Genomic DNA, 13,674 nt, shown 5'->3' with positions numbered 1-13,674 from the left:
ACATTTGTTGATAAAATAATCATTTAAAACGCTATTAGCGCGCGTATTCTACAACACGGCTTTCACGTATAACACTGACTTTTATCTCACCCGGAAACTGCACCTTTTGAGAAATCTCATCAGCGATTTCACGAGCAATCAAAACTGTTTCGTCATCATTCACACTTTGTGCACTGACGATCACCCGTACTTCGCGTCCGGCATTAATCGCATACGCCTGTTTCACTCCCGCTTTTTGGGTAGCGATCTCTTCGATTTCGCTGACACGGCGTAAAAAGCTTTCCAGCACTTCACGCCGTGCCCCCGGACGGGCAGCCGAGAGAGTATCTGCGGCACAAACAGCAGCGCATTCAATACTTTTGATATCCTCATGTCCGTGATGCGCATAAATAGCATTGATAACGACAGGGTCTTCATTATACCGACGGCAAAGTTCCACTCCGATATCAACATGGCTTCCGCCGTGTTCTTGAGTTAATGACTTACCGATATCATGCAACAATCCGGCTCGGCGTGCGAGTTTAGAATCGCCTCCCATCTCTGCCGCCATAATCCCTGCCAAATGGGCCACTTCAAGCGTATGTGCAAGCGCATTTTGTCCGTAACTGGATCGGTATTTGAGCCTTCCGATCAGTTTGATCAACTCCGGATGAATCCCCTGAAGACCCATTTCATGAATGATATCTTCTCCTTCACGCTGCATCGCTTCTTCGAACTCATCGCATACTTTTTGATATACCTCTTCGATACGCGCAGGTTGAATGCGTCCGTCTTGCACTAACAATTCAATCGTTTTCGTTGCAATTGCACGACGATAGAGATTGAACGAACTGACGATGATCGCATTGGGAGTCTCATCGATAATAATATCCACTCCGCTTACCATCTCGAGGGCTTTGATATTCCGTCCCTCTTTGCCTATAATCCGCCCTTTCAGCTCATCATCATCCAAATGGATAACGCTGATCAAACGCTCTGCCGCGTATTCTCCGGCAAACCGCGACGTTGCTTGAGCTAATATATAGTTCGCTTTACGCTTAAGCTGCTCTTTGGTCTCTTCTTCAAGCTCACGCGTCTTGCGTGCCAATTCAAGGCGTGCATCTTCACGTACCTGTTCTAATAAAATTGTTTTTGCTTCGTGTACCGAAAGATGTGCACGCTGCTCAACAATCACCTTCATTTGTTCGCTTTTTTGGTGGTAGTCTTCTTTTAATTTCTCTAAAGCACGTTCGTTTCGTTCTATATTCAGACGTCTGTTTTCGATCAAAGCCCGTTCTGATGTAAGTTTTTCTTCTTCGGAACGTCGAAGAAACTCAAATTCTCGTTCGTTATGGTGAATCTTTTCTTCTCGATCCGATAAATCTTTTTTGACTTGTTCATACGTTTCGTCGTACCGTTTTTGTGCTTCTTTTTCGATTTCGCGTGATCGAATCGATGCACGCTCTAAAATCATTTGCGCTTCATTTTCAATCGCTTTCGATTTGGCACGTGCTTGTTCCAAATAGAGATCAAAATGGGTTGCGGTAATCTTTTTTGAAATTAAAAATCCGACTAGCCCGCTTACAGCGGCGATGCCGCTTCCTACGAGTAGTTCGTTCAACATTGGTGTTCCTCATGCTTTGCACCCCATGGGGAGTAATTACCAGATCTCCTTGCACATCATAATCATCACATACATTTTGCATCGTTCGACACGCGCATGATTGAATAAAAATTGTAAACGGTTTGGTTTTAAGGGTCGGAAAAAATCGATCATACATCCCTTTACCGAAACCTACTCGGCGAAGTGACCCGTCTACTCCCACTACAGGAACAATAGCTACATCTATTAAATTATATTTTCTATACGAATCCCGAGGCTCATAAATCCCAAAAGCCTTACGTTCCAACGGGTATCTCAATGGTACCATTTTGAAACTGACGCCATCCATAAACGGCAAATATACTTCGCTCATCGCGCGCGAAGCAATAATCGTCTTACGAATATCCGCTTCAAAACCCATCGGCCAAAATGCGAGTATACGTTTTGCTTTCAGATGTTTAAGCACCTTTATAAGCAACATCCGCACCCTTTCATCGCGATAATTCTTGGTACTGGCGTTTGCGTTCTTGATCTGATCCAGACAATAGGCCCTAAAATCGCTTTTGGTCACTTTTTACCTTTGCTTCGTTATAATCTTCCTTATTTTACTCTAAAAAGGTTTTGTATGCGTTTTGCACATTTTTTAATTCCTTTGTTCGCACTCGGACTCTTATTCCAAGGATGCAATAAAGAGTCCTCCGACCAACCGTTAGTTTCCACAGCCGAATTTACCCTTATGGATACTCAGGGTAAAAGCTACACCGTTGAAAAACGGGGAGCCAATTTTAGCCTTGATGCGGGAAAAGACAAAGTCGTATTGTTTGATATTTTTGCGACATGGTGTCCTCCGTGTCAAGCTGAAATACGCCATATGGGCAATTTGCAAAAAAAATACGGGGATGATTTGATCGTCATGGGTGTAACCATTGAAGAAGACAAAAGTAATGCCGAACTCGATGCATTCCGTGAAAAATTCGGTGGGGGCAATTACCTTATTTCCAATAAAGCCGATAATCAGGCTCTCGCACGGGCTATTGCCGCTACGATCGGTGTTGGCCAAAACTTCCCGATTCCTCTGATGGTCATGTATAAAAATGGACAATATGTCACTCATTACACCGGAGCAACCCAAGAAGAGATTATTGACCACGACATCGCTCAAGCGTTAGGAAAATAACGTTATGTTCGGATTTATCAAACGGGGTTTACAAAAAACCATTGATGCGATAGCCGCTATCGCACCGGAGAAAAAAGCCAAAATTTCCAAAGACGAATTGGAAAATATTCTCCTCGAAGCCGATGTCGAATACGATCTCGTCGAGATCATCCTCCGAGAGCTGTACCAAAACGATATTACACGAGAACAGCTTCGTTCCAAGCTCCTCGCAACACTGAGTTTTGCCCAAAATACTCTTCCTGAAAATCCAAACAAGCCGACGGTTTCACTCATTATCGGTGTTAATGGTGCCGGGAAAACAACCACCATCGCCAAATTGGCTCAACATCATCTCAACAACGGCGAACGGGTAATCCTAGGTGCAGCCGATACCTTCCGTGCCGCCGCCATCGAGCAGCTTACCCGCTGGGCGGATAAATTGGATGTCCCTATCATTTCTTCACGTCAAGGACATGATCCGAGCGCCGTTGCCTACGATACGATCGAATCCGCTAAAGCACGCGGTTTTGAGCAGGTCATTATCGATACTGCAGGACGGCTTCATACCCAAACGAATCTCGGCAATGAGTTGAAAAAAATCGTCCGTATCTGCGACAAAGCCCATACCGGAGCACCGCATCACAAAATATTGATCCTCGACGGTACGCAGGGAAGTTCCGCCATTGCTCAGGCCAAAGCCTTTAACGAGATGGTTGGCGTAGATGGAATCATCATCACCAAACTCGACGGAACCGCCAAAGGGGGATCAGTGTTCAGTATCGCCTATGCATTGCAGCTTCCGATCCTCTACATCGGTGTCGGCGAACAGCCTGAGCACCTCGTTGTGTTCAATAAATACGAATTCGTAGACGGTATTTTGGATGCAATATTTGGGGAAGAAGCGACTAAATAATGGCAAAGAAAAAAAACGTCCTCTTCGAATGTCAGCACTGCGGTTTTACCACCCCGAAATGGATGGGGAAATGTACCAACTGCGGCGGATGGGATTGTTTTGTCGAACTCAGTGAACAACAGCAGGAGGTGATCAAACTCACCTCTACATCTTCGCCCTCAGGAGGGGTAAAGGCCAAAGAGATCACACAAATCGTAGAAGAGCATACCGAACGCTATTCCAGCGACGATGCCGAACTCGATATGGTGCTCGGCGGCGGTATTGTCCCCGGTTCATTGGTTCTTATCGGGGGGAGCCCCGGTGTCGGTAAATCGACTCTGCTTCTGAAAATCGGCTCAAATCTGGCACGTCAAAACCGAAACGTCCTCTACGTCAGCGGCGAAGAGAGCGAAGGACAGATCAAGCTCCGTGCCAACCGTCTGGGAGCGAATGTCGACAATCTCTATCTACTTGCAGAAATACGGCTCGAACAGGTACTCGCAGAACTGCATGAGCGTGCCTATGAATGTATAATCATCGACTCGATCCAAACCCTCTACTCCGAAACCATCGCTTCGGCTCCGGGATCGGTGACGCAAGTACGCCAAATTACCTTTGATCTGATGCGAATTGCCAAAGAACGACGTATCGCCATCTTCATCATCGGACACATCACCAAAGAGGGCTCCATCGCAGGGCCGCGCGTATTGGAGCACATGGTGGACGTCGTCCTTTATTTCGAAGGGGACAGCGGACATGAATTACGTATCCTGCGCGGCTTTAAAAACCGTTTCGGGCCAACCAGTGAAATCGGGGTATTCGAAATGCGTCACGACGGTCTCGTGTCGGCAAAAGATCTCTCCTCTCGATTTTTTAACCGTACGAAATCTCAAAGCGGTTCTGCCCTCACCGTAATTATGGAGGGGACACGCCCTATCGTTCTGGAAGTGCAAGCCCTCGTGAGCGATACCCATGCCCCTAATCCGAAACGTCAAGCAACAGGATTTGAAAACAACCGTCTCAATATGCTTCTTGCACTTTTAGAGCGTAAGCTTGAACTCCCTCTCAACAGCTACGATGTTTTTATCAACATCACCGGAGGGATCAAAATCACCGAAACCTCCGCCGACTTGGCGATTCTTGCCGCTATTATCAGCAGTTTCCGTAATCGTGCCATTTCAAAAGAGACCGTTTTTATCGGCGAAGTTTCCCTCGTAGGGGATATCCGCGAAGTGTATCAGCTTGATCAACGGCTAAAAGAGGCGGCGTCTCAACAGATTACAAAAGCCCTGATTCCGAAAAAACCGCTCGAAAAAACTGCGATTAAATGTTACGAAATCGATGAAGTAAGTAAACTTTTGGAGTGGTTTTAACCAAAATTTTCGTATAATAGAGTAATTATAAAACAAGGATCTTTTATGCCAGTATGTTCTATTGTTGCCGATCATAAATCTGAAGAGCGATACACTAAACTATCACTTGCTTATTCAACGGAAGAAGAACACCAAATGATCGAAAAAGCGATCGCAGAGTGCAGCCCTCTATGTTCTATCAAACCCAATATTTACGGTGGTGATGTTACAGGCGGCAAAAAAATGATCACGATTGAGTATCATGACGATTGTGACCGTGAGGGCGGGAAAGTGTACGAAGCAATTATTAAACATCTAGGAATTGAAGAGTGCCATTAAGTAAGAATGCCGCTGATTTAAGCGTCGAACGTCTCAAAGAGTTTGCTGACGGCAATGAAACATTTCAGCAAACCTATTTTAAAAAACATGAGACTCAACTACTTAGCCTCGTGAAAGAAGGGCAGAATCCGCGTGCCCTTTTTATCGGTTGTTCTGATTCGCGTGTTATCCCCGATCTTATCGTTCAATCGAATCCAGGTGATCTGTTTGTTGTTCGAAACGTCGGAAATTTTGTCGCCCCTTACAAACCGGATGAAGATTTCCACTCGACAGCGGCGGGGATAGAGTATGCCGTAATGGTGTTAGAAGTCTCAGAAATCATTATCTGCGGACATTCCCACTGCGGAGCAATCGAAGCACTCTATAAAACATCATGCAATACCTCTATGATCCATACGGCTAAATGGCTCACGTTGGGGGAAAAAGCAAAATCTATGGCAATTCTCGCATTAGGTGTACATGCACCGCATGAAGAACTGCTACGTGCAACAGAACGACTCTCCATCGTAACCCAAATCGAAAACCTTCTTACCTATCCATACGTGAAAAAAATGGTAGAAGAAGATAAGCTGTTTATTCATGGCTGGTATTATGATATCGAGACCGGAGCGATCGACTACTATGATCCGGATAGTTTTCAATTCCGACCTCTAAGTGAGCTTGTGGATTGATTTTTACCAATCCAAGTATAAAAAGAGAGAAGAGATAAAATAGTTGGTGACGAAAATCGCTACGGCTGAGTAAACAACGGCTAGAATCGTTGATTGTCCTACACCGCGTGCTCCGCCGTTGGTGTGATAACCGATATAGCTTCCGATCGAACTGACAATAAAGCCAAATACTGCCGCTTTGATCACACCGCTCATGATGTCACGAAATTCTCCCAAACGCATCAACGTATCCTGATAGGTAATCGGATTGATCCCTAACACTCCTGTCGAAATCATATAACCTGCACCAATCGCGATAAAATCAAACCATATGACCAAAAGAGGCAATGAGATAACCGTTGCGATAATACGCGGAGTGATCAGGTATTCCTTGGAGTCAACACCCAAGATATCGATAGCATCAATCTGTTCGCTCACCCGCATCGTACCCAATTCTGCCGCCATAGCACTAATGGAACGGGATATCAACATCAAAGAAGCGAATACCGGTCCAAGTTCACGGGTAATCGAGAAATAGACCGTATATCCGATAAAGCTCTCAGCCCCGAATTGATGAAATCCATTATAAAGCTGTATCGCCAAAACCATTCCAGTAAATAGTGCTGTCAGAGAAACAACCCCTATACATCCAAATCCGATCACTTCAATCTGTTTTAAAACAATTCTATACCGTTTAAACGCAAGCGGATACAGCTTGAATAATTGCAATTGAAATAATATAAATAGTCCGAACCGTGTAATTGTCTCATAAACCTGAACAAACGGACGGCCGATGTAACCTAATAATGTCTCTACCATAAGGGAATCCTTCTTTTCATCCGCTAAGTTTACCAAAATTTCCATTATGAGACGTGGCAATTTTCATAACTTTCTTGCTACAATAAAGGATTAACTTTATCGAGGAGCTATGGATGGCTGAAAAAGAGAAAGAAGAGACTGCCCCGGAAGAAGAGGGAAAGAAGAAAAAGGGGAATATGCTCCTCGTGATTATCATCGGAGTTTTGGTTCTGATTTTAATCATCGGCGGTGTAGTTGCTTTTTTAATGATGGGAAATGACGAGGCAGCGGCAAAAAATGCCGAAGCTTCTCATAAAGAAGCTCCGGCTCCGGCTGAAGCCGAACATGCAAGCGGCGGTGAATCCTCCGGAGGGGGAGAAGAAACATCGACAGAGATCGGCTTGATGTTCCCACTTGAGACTTTTACCGTCAATCTCCTCTCAGAAAGCGGCCGACGCTATCTCAAAGTTGAGATGAATCTCGAAATGGGCGGTAAAGAACTCAGCCCTGAACTCGAAGAGAAAAAACCGGTCTTTAGAGATATTATTATCCGTATCCTCTCTTCTAAATCGTTGGAAGAGATCTCCACGGTCAAAGGAAAAGAAAAACTCAAAGAAGAGATCGTGCATGAACTCAATAGACATCTTAAAGACGGTAAAGTTCAACATGTTTACTTTACAGACTTTGTGGTGCAATGATTGGTATTGACCTCATCAAAATGGATCGTATGGAACGCTTTATAGAGCGTTTCGGCGATCGCGGATTGCAAAAGTTTTTATCTAAAAGTGAAATAGAACTGATAAAAAACAATCGCAATGCGGCAGGATTCTGGGCTGCCAAAGAAGCATGTGCCAAAGCTTTAGGCTGCGGTATAGGCGCAGAATGCAGTTTCCACGACATTATCCTGTCCAAAACCCCAAAAGGGGCTCCACTCATCTCTCTAACATCAAAAGTGCGTGAGTATTTCGATATTACCGACATGTCTGTATCCATCACACATGATGGTGACTATGCTATAGCTGTTGTTGCATTAGAACGTATAAAAAGGCACTAGAATTATGAATTCCGAATTAATCAGTATCCCAAAGTACGCGGCGAAAAATCGTCTCAGCATCCATACCGTTATTAAAAAGACAATGAACGGCGAGTTACCTACACTTGTAAAAAACGAGGATGGCAAAGAGGTCACGTATATCATCCTTTCAGAGTCCAAACAGCCTCTTTCCGCTTCCGAACCTTCTGAAAGTTTTGATGAAATCGATTATAAAAAAGAATATGAACAGCTTCACCGTGACTATCTGCTTCTCAAAACAAAATACGAAAAGCTGCTCGAACAACAAGGAAACGGCTAAACCGTTTCCTTGAATTTTTGATCTCGTTTAAGATGGCGTATGCTCATTTTCTTGCATACTGTCAACGTATTCGCAAACAATAGTATTTTCATTGCAGGGTTCCGAATAGCCTGAAATCGGATCATTTTGGAATTCAGCAAGATTATCCGAAACAAAATGCCAATTGATCAGCTTCCACCAGTTTGCAAGATAATCAGGACGCCCATTTCGATAATCGATATAATACGCGTGCTCCCAAACATCACATGTGAGCAGCGGCATGTTTCCGTGACGTATCGGCGTATCGGCATTGCCGGTTGTTTGGATCTCTAATTTCCCTTCTTTCGTGATAACCAGCCATATCCATCCTGAGCCGAAGAATCCGGTTGCTGCGGCCAAGAATTTCTCTTTAAACGTTTCCATCGATCCAAAATCCCGTTCAATCAAAAGGGCAAGTTCCGCTGACGCTTCTGTAGTACTGTTAAGTAACCCTTTCCAGTAAAAATCATGATTATAGACCTGAGCGGCATTATTAAAAATACCGTCTTTCGCTTCCATAATAATTTGATGCAAAGAACTCTCCGCGTACGGAGTCCCTTCGATCAGCGTGTTGAGTTTATTAACGTAACCGGCATGGTGTTTACCGTAATGATAAGAAAGTGTTTCGGCAGAGATATAAGGTTCTAATGCGGATTGCTCATAAGGCAATGTCATAAGTTCATGTTTCATTTTATCTTCCCCTTCAAAGAAAGTATTCACGAACATAGTAACTTATACTTATAAAATGTTATAAAAAAAAAGTACTCCGGAATTTAAATTCAGCAATGGTTCAGAATATCTCATTGCTCCCATGATGATTCAATACGTCATCCGCCACCCACAAAATCCAGCAATTCGATTGTGTCTCCCTCTTTGAGCAGAGTGTTACCCCATGCATCCTGCTTCACAATCTCCATATTTAGCGCTGAGGCCATAACCCTCTCTTCCAATCCAAGCGATCGGATCAAATCCAGCATCGCCGAGCCTTCCGGGATCTCTCTCATTTCACCGTTTACTTTGATCTGCATACCATTTCCTCTACATATAAAGTTTTATCATTTGAGCTACGAGCATATTTTTCTTTGCAATTGCAAAATCATACGGAGTCGCACCGTCATTATTTTTTAGATGGGTATCCGCCTTGGATTTGAGTAAAAAGTCGGCTACCTCTTCATTCCCGCTAAAAGCAGCCTGATGCAGCGGTGTAATCCCGTCATTATTGGCCAAATTGACATCTGCACCGTGAAGTATTACAAAGATGACAAGCTCAATATTTTTTTTCTTGACGGCCAAAATAAGCGGCGTATTGCCGTTAAAGTCCTGAGCGTTAATATCTGCACCTTGATCAAGAAGCAGTTGTGCGATTTTCAAGTCTCCCAATTTTATTGCCACATGCAGTGCGGTAAGACCTGCTTTATTTTGTTCATCAACATTAGGGTTTACTTTGAGATAATTTTGGATTTTTTCGATATTTCCATCATAGACGGCATCATGTAAAACCCCGCCAAAAGCGAGTGCAACACAGATACACACGACAAAAAACCCGCGCATTACTTACCCCTTTACAAATCGAATCATTTTAAATCGTTCCCCCATTAAAGAAGGGGTGATCAAAATTTTTACTTTTTCGAGTTCTTGCATATAAATCTCTTCGCTTGCATGTTCTTTGAGCATTGCTAAAAGCTCCAGAATCCCCATCTCAACCAGTGCTACAAGTTGTGTAGCGTATTGGATAGAGGCTATCCCCTGTGCCTCAAATGCTTCTTTAACATGGGTAAAATTAACATCATACGTGATGTCACACATACCGAAAGCCTCCGCGAGATTTAACCCTTCATCAAACAGAGGAAATACTTGATGATTTTGATACACCCGAATCGAAAAATCACTCCGTGCATCGAGTTCCCCGTAATCAAAACTCATAAATTCAAACCGTTGGGACGTCTTTGCCATCGCCTCGGCGAAGGATTCGTATCCTACGGAAATTTCCCCGCGATCTTGCTTGTATTTCTGTGCTAGTGCGATGGTTTCAGGGGATTCGACGTCAAAGATCACCTTGTGATTTTCAACACGACCGATTTTACCTTTGTAAACCAATTCGCATCCAAATGCATCGAAAATTTCATTTGCCAGAAAAAAGACACATCTCTCATCCAATTCGGATAGATCAGAATAGTGTTCCAATCTCACAGCATTACCGAATGATTCGTCAAAATAAGTTTGCTGTGCTTCGCGCAACTGTTCAAAACGCTCTACAATGCCGAAACGAAGGGTTTGCAGTAATTGGGGCCGCAAGGTATGGATAAATTCAATAATATCGGCAAGAAGATATCCATGATGGGCACCGATCTCGCAAATCAATGAATCAGGACGTAAAAAGCCCTCATCAATACGGGCAATAATATGTTTTGCAATCGTCCCGCCGAAAAATTTCGAGGTACTCACCGCAGTATAGAAATCCCCTTTTTTACCGATCGGACGATAAGAGGCATAATACCCATCCGCTCCGTAGAGCCATTCATGCATGTATTCGCTAAAGTGCACGGATAGCCTTAGAGTGCTGCAATCGCTTTTTCAAGACGCGCAAACCCCTCATCGATATCGGCTTTCGTGATCGTAAGCGGCGGTAGAAAACGGAGAGTATTACGTCCCGCTTTAAGGACGATAACTCCCGATTCACGGGCTGCGTTGATGATTTTGGCTAATGTATCGGCGTCTACAACGCGTAATCCGCGCATCATACCGAGTCCGACATGTTCCAGAAAGATTGCTGGATGAACCTTTGCAAACGCTGCCAATGCAGTTTCAAAATAAAGGAGATGCTCATCCAATTCGCCACTCACTTTCAGCTCTTCCAGAATATCGAGTACTTCATTTGCCGCAGCTGTCGAGAGGTAATTCCCGCCAAACGTAGAGCCGTGATCACCGGGCGCAAAAATATCTTTTTTAGACGTCATTACGACACCGATCGGAACACCCCCTCCTAAACCTTTGGCCAACGTGATCACATCCGGTTCGATACCGTAGAGGTTTGATGCCAAAAACTCACCCGTACGATAAATACCGGTCTGAACTTCATCCACCATGAGTAAAATATCGCGTGATTTCAACATCGCTGCCAACGCTTGTACTTTAGCACGATCCTGCGGCTGAACTCCGCCTTCCCCTTGTACCAGTTCGATCATCACTGCAACCGTATGATCATCGATCAGAGATTCTATCTCGTCGATGTTTTTGGCATACACAAATCCATCCGGAAACGGACCGAAGTAGTTGTGCATCGATTCTTGTCCTGTTGCTTTAAGAGCCGTAATTGTACGTCCGTGAAACGAATGATCCAGCGTAATAATTTTATAGCGCTTCGGCTGTCCTTCCACCTCTCCGTACTTTCGAGCGATTTTAATCGCCCCTTCATTTGCTTCGGCACCGCTGTTACCGAAAAAGCATTTCATGTCGTAACCGCTGAGCTCTACTATACGGCGTGCACACTCTGCTTGAGGTTCTATGTAATAGAGGTTAGAGACATGGATCACCTTGCTCACTTGATCGCATATCGCTTTCGTCAGACGTTCATTCGCATGGCCCACGCTGCACACTGCAATACCGGCAGCAAAATCAATGTACTCTTTGCCTTCGCTGTCAATTAACACGGCATTTTTCCCTGACGTGAAACTGACATTCTGTCGTCCGTACGTCGGTAATACATATTGTTCAAAATTTTTAGTCATTTTTTTTAGTCACCTTTATTTTATATTCTTGATATACGGCACTCTCACCTTCATAACTGAGCAGTGCCGGAGTTAATACATTCCCATCAACGGTCCCTGAATAAATCATCAAACAGTCACGCCTTAAACACGCATCATATTTTACTATCATATCAACTGCTCCGGCGTGCGATGAGAGATGAACTAACTCCCCCTCGTCAAATCCCGCCTCCGGATGGAAATAAACTCCCTCAGCTCTTTTAAACTGCGAGTTAAGCCCTTTGGAGTATTTCGATGTGATAAGATAAAACCCTTCAGAGCTATCGACACTCAGATCAATCTCATCTAAAAATTCAAATTCACCGTTCTCAAACCCATCTTCATAAGGAATATCAGGTCTCTTCTGACGATATCCGACACCCTCTTGATAATCGATCTGAGAGTGTAGAGATTCCAGATAAAATGATTCACTTTCCAGAGCAATCCCGAATGCATCGCACAACGCACGTGTCAACTCATATTCACTCAATCCGATTGTACCCTCAGTAACTTTACACATTTCTTGGAGCGTATAATCACCGTAAGAGCTTCGAATGTCATCTTTTTCTAAAAACGTTTTAGCCGGAATAACCAAATCAGCTGCTTGAGAGGTTTCGTTCTCATACAATCCGAAATAAACGCTAAATCCTGCAAGAGCAAACAAATGTTTTACCCCACTCGAATTGGGCATTTGCGAAAGTGGATTCGCACCTTGAATGAAAACGCAATTATACTTTGAAAAATCAACCGTCGGCTTACTCACCCGATGGGTTATACTTTTAAACGGCAGTTCAATGCCATAGAGCGAATCACCGACATAACTCACCCCGCATCCGGATTTGCCGAAAAGTCCCATTATCGCTCCGAACCCATCGATTGCGCGAAGTACGTCGGCACCGTTTTGATATTTTTGTACCCCTACCCCGACTAGAATAGCCGTCTTTTTTCCCTGCATCAGTTCCAATACCGCACCGATCTGACCAAGTGTGACATCAATGGCATCCAGTGTTGCTTTAATTCGTACCGTTTGAGTCAACTCATAGAAATCATTGTATTCACTTGCATGATTTTGTAAAAATTCGCTATCAAGCAACCCTTCGATGACTGCAAATCGGCTCAATAACAACGCCAAATGCAAGTCACAATGAGGCTTAATTTGAATATGCAAATCAGCTTTTTGTGCAATCGCCGTTTTAAACGGATCGATGACAATGATCTTTTTGCCCTCTAAAAAAGGCAACAGATGCGAATGCGTCGTATGTGGGTTTCGCCCCCAAAACACAACGACTTCACTCTCTCGGATCATTTGAGGAGAAAGGATCTCATTTTTTCCGCGTCCGAGAAGAACACCTGCTTCACCCGCCCCGTCACATAACGATCCTGAAGTACCGACCGCTTTGATAGAAGCAAAAAAATGTTCGGACACACGTTGCATCAAACCTATATTGCCGCTTCCGCGATAATAAAGCAGCTGATCGGGCTTGGATTTTTGAAGTGCATCAATCAACGTTTCAAGCGCTTTCTCCATCGTAACCGTTTTACCATGCAATCTCGGAAACTGGATACGGTCTTGCTGCGCGAAGTGATTAAGATGAGGACATAAATATCCACTCGTTACAGGGTGTGTTTTATCTCCCTTGATCTTTCCGTTTTCATCGATATGAATACGGCATGCATCATAACAATCGAGCGGACACGCAGTGGTTTGATTCATTTTTTACTACTCAACTTTCATAACGCACATCAAAAGAAACAGCTTCACACCAATTCCTTTTTTTCTAAACAATTT

At 44.0% G+C, this 13,674-nt stretch carries 17 protein-coding genes; 8 read left to right on the top strand and 9 right to left on the bottom strand.

Annotation, left to right across the window (positions count from 1 at the left end):
* Positions 1-34: 34 nt before the first annotated feature.
* Complete coding sequence (gene rny, locus PHE37_RS05275; RefSeq protein WP_299993858.1) at positions 35-1,603, bottom strand: ribonuclease Y; 1,569 nt, start codon at positions 1,601-1,603, stop codon at positions 35-37.
* Positions 1,509-2,153: a 5-formyltetrahydrofolate cyclo-ligase gene (locus PHE37_RS05270; protein ID WP_299993857.1), complete on the bottom strand. Its 645-nt coding sequence runs from the start codon at positions 2,151-2,153 to the stop codon at positions 1,509-1,511. Before PHE37_RS05270 ends, rny begins: the two co-directional genes overlap by 95 nt.
* Positions 2,154-2,207: 54 nt before the next feature.
* On the opposite strand from PHE37_RS05270, the gene PHE37_RS05265 reads away from it, so the two are divergent.
* From PHE37_RS05265 to PHE37_RS05245, 5 genes are read left to right on the top strand one after another with little or no spacing between them, the layout of a single operon-like run.
* On the top strand, positions 2,208-2,759 hold the full coding sequence (locus PHE37_RS05265; RefSeq protein WP_299993856.1) for a TlpA disulfide reductase family protein: 552 nt from the start codon (positions 2,208-2,210) through the stop codon (positions 2,757-2,759).
* A 4-nt stretch (positions 2,760-2,763) separates the two neighbouring features.
* Positions 2,764-3,651: a signal recognition particle-docking protein FtsY gene (gene ftsY / locus PHE37_RS05260; RefSeq protein ID WP_299993855.1), complete on the top strand. Its 888-nt coding sequence runs from the start codon at positions 2,764-2,766 to the stop codon at positions 3,649-3,651.
* Positions 3,651-5,003: a DNA repair protein RadA gene (gene radA, locus PHE37_RS05255; protein ID WP_299993854.1), complete on the top strand. Its 1,353-nt coding sequence runs from the start codon at positions 3,651-3,653 to the stop codon at positions 5,001-5,003. The genes ftsY and radA overlap by 1 nt, the downstream gene beginning before the upstream one ends.
* Positions 5,004-5,048: 45 nt before the next feature.
* Entirely contained in the window at positions 5,049-5,321 is a 273-nt protein-coding gene (locus PHE37_RS05250; RefSeq protein ID WP_299993853.1) for a hypothetical protein, read from the top strand.
* A complete protein-coding gene (locus PHE37_RS05245; protein ID WP_299993852.1) occupies positions 5,312-5,992 on the top strand; it encodes a carbonic anhydrase in 681 nt (226 codons plus the stop codon). Before PHE37_RS05250 ends, PHE37_RS05245 begins: the two co-directional genes overlap by 10 nt.
* 3 nt (positions 5,993-5,995) lie before the next feature.
* On the opposite strand, the gene PHE37_RS05240 is transcribed toward PHE37_RS05245, so the two are convergent.
* Complete coding sequence (locus PHE37_RS05240; protein WP_299993851.1) at positions 5,996-6,790, bottom strand: ABC transporter permease; 795 nt, start codon at positions 6,788-6,790, stop codon at positions 5,996-5,998.
* A 113-nt stretch (positions 6,791-6,903) separates the two neighbouring features.
* On the opposite strand from PHE37_RS05240, the gene fliL reads away from it, so the two are divergent.
* Genes fliL through PHE37_RS05225 form a run of 3 tightly spaced genes read left to right on the top strand, consistent with a single transcriptional unit; the run spans position 6,904 to position 8,121 of the window.
* Complete coding sequence (fliL, locus tag PHE37_RS05235) at positions 6,904-7,467, top strand: flagellar basal body-associated protein FliL (protein WP_299993850.1); 564 nt, start codon at positions 6,904-6,906, stop codon at positions 7,465-7,467.
* Positions 7,464-7,823 (top strand): holo-ACP synthase, encoded by a 360-nt coding sequence (acpS, locus tag PHE37_RS05230; protein ID WP_299993849.1) that lies wholly within the window; start codon positions 7,464-7,466, stop codon positions 7,821-7,823. The genes fliL and acpS overlap by 4 nt, the downstream gene beginning before the upstream one ends.
* Positions 7,824-7,827: 4 nt before the next feature.
* The gene (locus PHE37_RS05225; protein ID WP_299993848.1) at positions 7,828-8,121 is read left to right on the top strand and encodes a hypothetical protein; all 294 of its coding nucleotides are present in this window, start codon (positions 7,828-7,830) and stop codon (positions 8,119-8,121) included.
* Between the two features lie 27 nt (positions 8,122-8,148).
* Here PHE37_RS05225 and PHE37_RS05220 read toward each other — a convergent pair whose 3' ends face one another.
* The 6 genes from PHE37_RS05220 to PHE37_RS05195 all read right to left on the bottom strand — a co-directional run bounded on the left by PHE37_RS05220 (position 8,149) and on the right by PHE37_RS05195 (position 13,599).
* Positions 8,149-8,829: a superoxide dismutase gene (locus PHE37_RS05220; protein ID WP_299993847.1), complete on the bottom strand. Its 681-nt coding sequence runs from the start codon at positions 8,827-8,829 to the stop codon at positions 8,149-8,151.
* 137 nt (positions 8,830-8,966) lie between these two features.
* Positions 8,967-9,167 carry a sulfur carrier protein ThiS gene (thiS, locus tag PHE37_RS05215; protein WP_299993846.1) on the bottom strand — a complete coding sequence of 67 codons (201 nt, stop codon included), beginning with the start codon at positions 9,165-9,167 and terminating at the stop codon, positions 8,967-8,969.
* A gap of 10 nt (positions 9,168-9,177) precedes the next feature.
* Positions 9,178-9,690: an ankyrin repeat domain-containing protein gene (locus PHE37_RS05210; protein ID WP_299993844.1), complete on the bottom strand. Its 513-nt coding sequence runs from the start codon at positions 9,688-9,690 to the stop codon at positions 9,178-9,180.
* 3 nt (positions 9,691-9,693) lie between these two features.
* Positions 9,694-10,683, bottom strand: a complete 990-nt coding sequence (locus tag PHE37_RS05205) for an SAM-dependent methyltransferase (RefSeq protein ID WP_299993843.1) — start codon at positions 10,681-10,683, stop codon at positions 9,694-9,696.
* A gap of 8 nt (positions 10,684-10,691) precedes the next feature.
* On the bottom strand, positions 10,692-11,867 hold the full coding sequence (locus PHE37_RS05200; protein ID WP_299993842.1) for an aspartate aminotransferase family protein: 1,176 nt from the start codon (positions 11,865-11,867) through the stop codon (positions 10,692-10,694).
* Positions 11,860-13,599, bottom strand: a complete 1,740-nt coding sequence (locus tag PHE37_RS05195) for a molybdopterin-dependent oxidoreductase (RefSeq protein ID WP_299993841.1) — start codon at positions 13,597-13,599, stop codon at positions 11,860-11,862. Before PHE37_RS05195 ends, PHE37_RS05200 begins: the two co-directional genes overlap by 8 nt.
* Positions 13,600-13,674: the final 75 nt, after the last annotated feature.

Origin of the sequence: Sulfuricurvum sp. (assembly GCF_028681615.1) — a bacterium.
Taxonomy (GTDB): Bacteria; Campylobacterota; Campylobacteria; order Campylobacterales; family Sulfurimonadaceae; genus Sulfuricurvum.
This window is presented reverse-complemented; position numbering and strand designations above follow the sequence as displayed.

Coding starts and splice junctions, on each gene's coding strand:
- rny (WP_299993858.1), bottom strand. CDS start 1,603: ATGTTGAACGAACTACTCGTAGGAAGCGGCATCGCCGCTGTAAGCGGG.
- PHE37_RS05265 (WP_299993856.1), top strand. CDS start 2,208: ATGCGTTTTGCACATTTTTTAATTCCTTTGTTCGCACTCGGACTCTTA.
- ftsY (WP_299993855.1), top strand. CDS start 2,764: ATGTTCGGATTTATCAAACGGGGTTTACAAAAAACCATTGATGCGATA.
- radA (WP_299993854.1), top strand. CDS start 3,651: ATGGCAAAGAAAAAAAACGTCCTCTTCGAATGTCAGCACTGCGGTTTT.
- PHE37_RS05250 (WP_299993853.1), top strand. CDS start 5,049: ATGCCAGTATGTTCTATTGTTGCCGATCATAAATCTGAAGAGCGATAC.
- PHE37_RS05240 (WP_299993851.1), bottom strand. CDS start 6,790: ATGGTAGAGACATTATTAGGTTACATCGGCCGTCCGTTTGTTCAGGTT.
- fliL (WP_299993850.1), top strand. CDS start 6,904: ATGGCTGAAAAAGAGAAAGAAGAGACTGCCCCGGAAGAAGAGGGAAAG.
- acpS (WP_299993849.1), top strand. CDS start 7,464: ATGATTGGTATTGACCTCATCAAAATGGATCGTATGGAACGCTTTATA.
- PHE37_RS05225 (WP_299993848.1), top strand. CDS start 7,828: ATGAATTCCGAATTAATCAGTATCCCAAAGTACGCGGCGAAAAATCGT.
- PHE37_RS05220 (WP_299993847.1), bottom strand. CDS start 8,829: ATGAAACATGAACTTATGACATTGCCTTATGAGCAATCCGCATTAGAA.
- thiS (WP_299993846.1), bottom strand. CDS start 9,167: ATGCAGATCAAAGTAAACGGTGAAATGAGAGAGATCCCGGAAGGCTCG.
- PHE37_RS05210 (WP_299993844.1), bottom strand. CDS start 9,690: ATGCGCGGGTTTTTTGTCGTGTGTATCTGTGTTGCACTCGCTTTTGGC.
- PHE37_RS05200 (WP_299993842.1), bottom strand. CDS start 11,867: ATGACTAAAAATTTTGAACAATATGTATTACCGACGTACGGACGACAG.
- PHE37_RS05195 (WP_299993841.1), bottom strand. CDS start 13,599: ATGAATCAAACCACTGCGTGTCCGCTCGATTGTTATGATGCATGCCGT.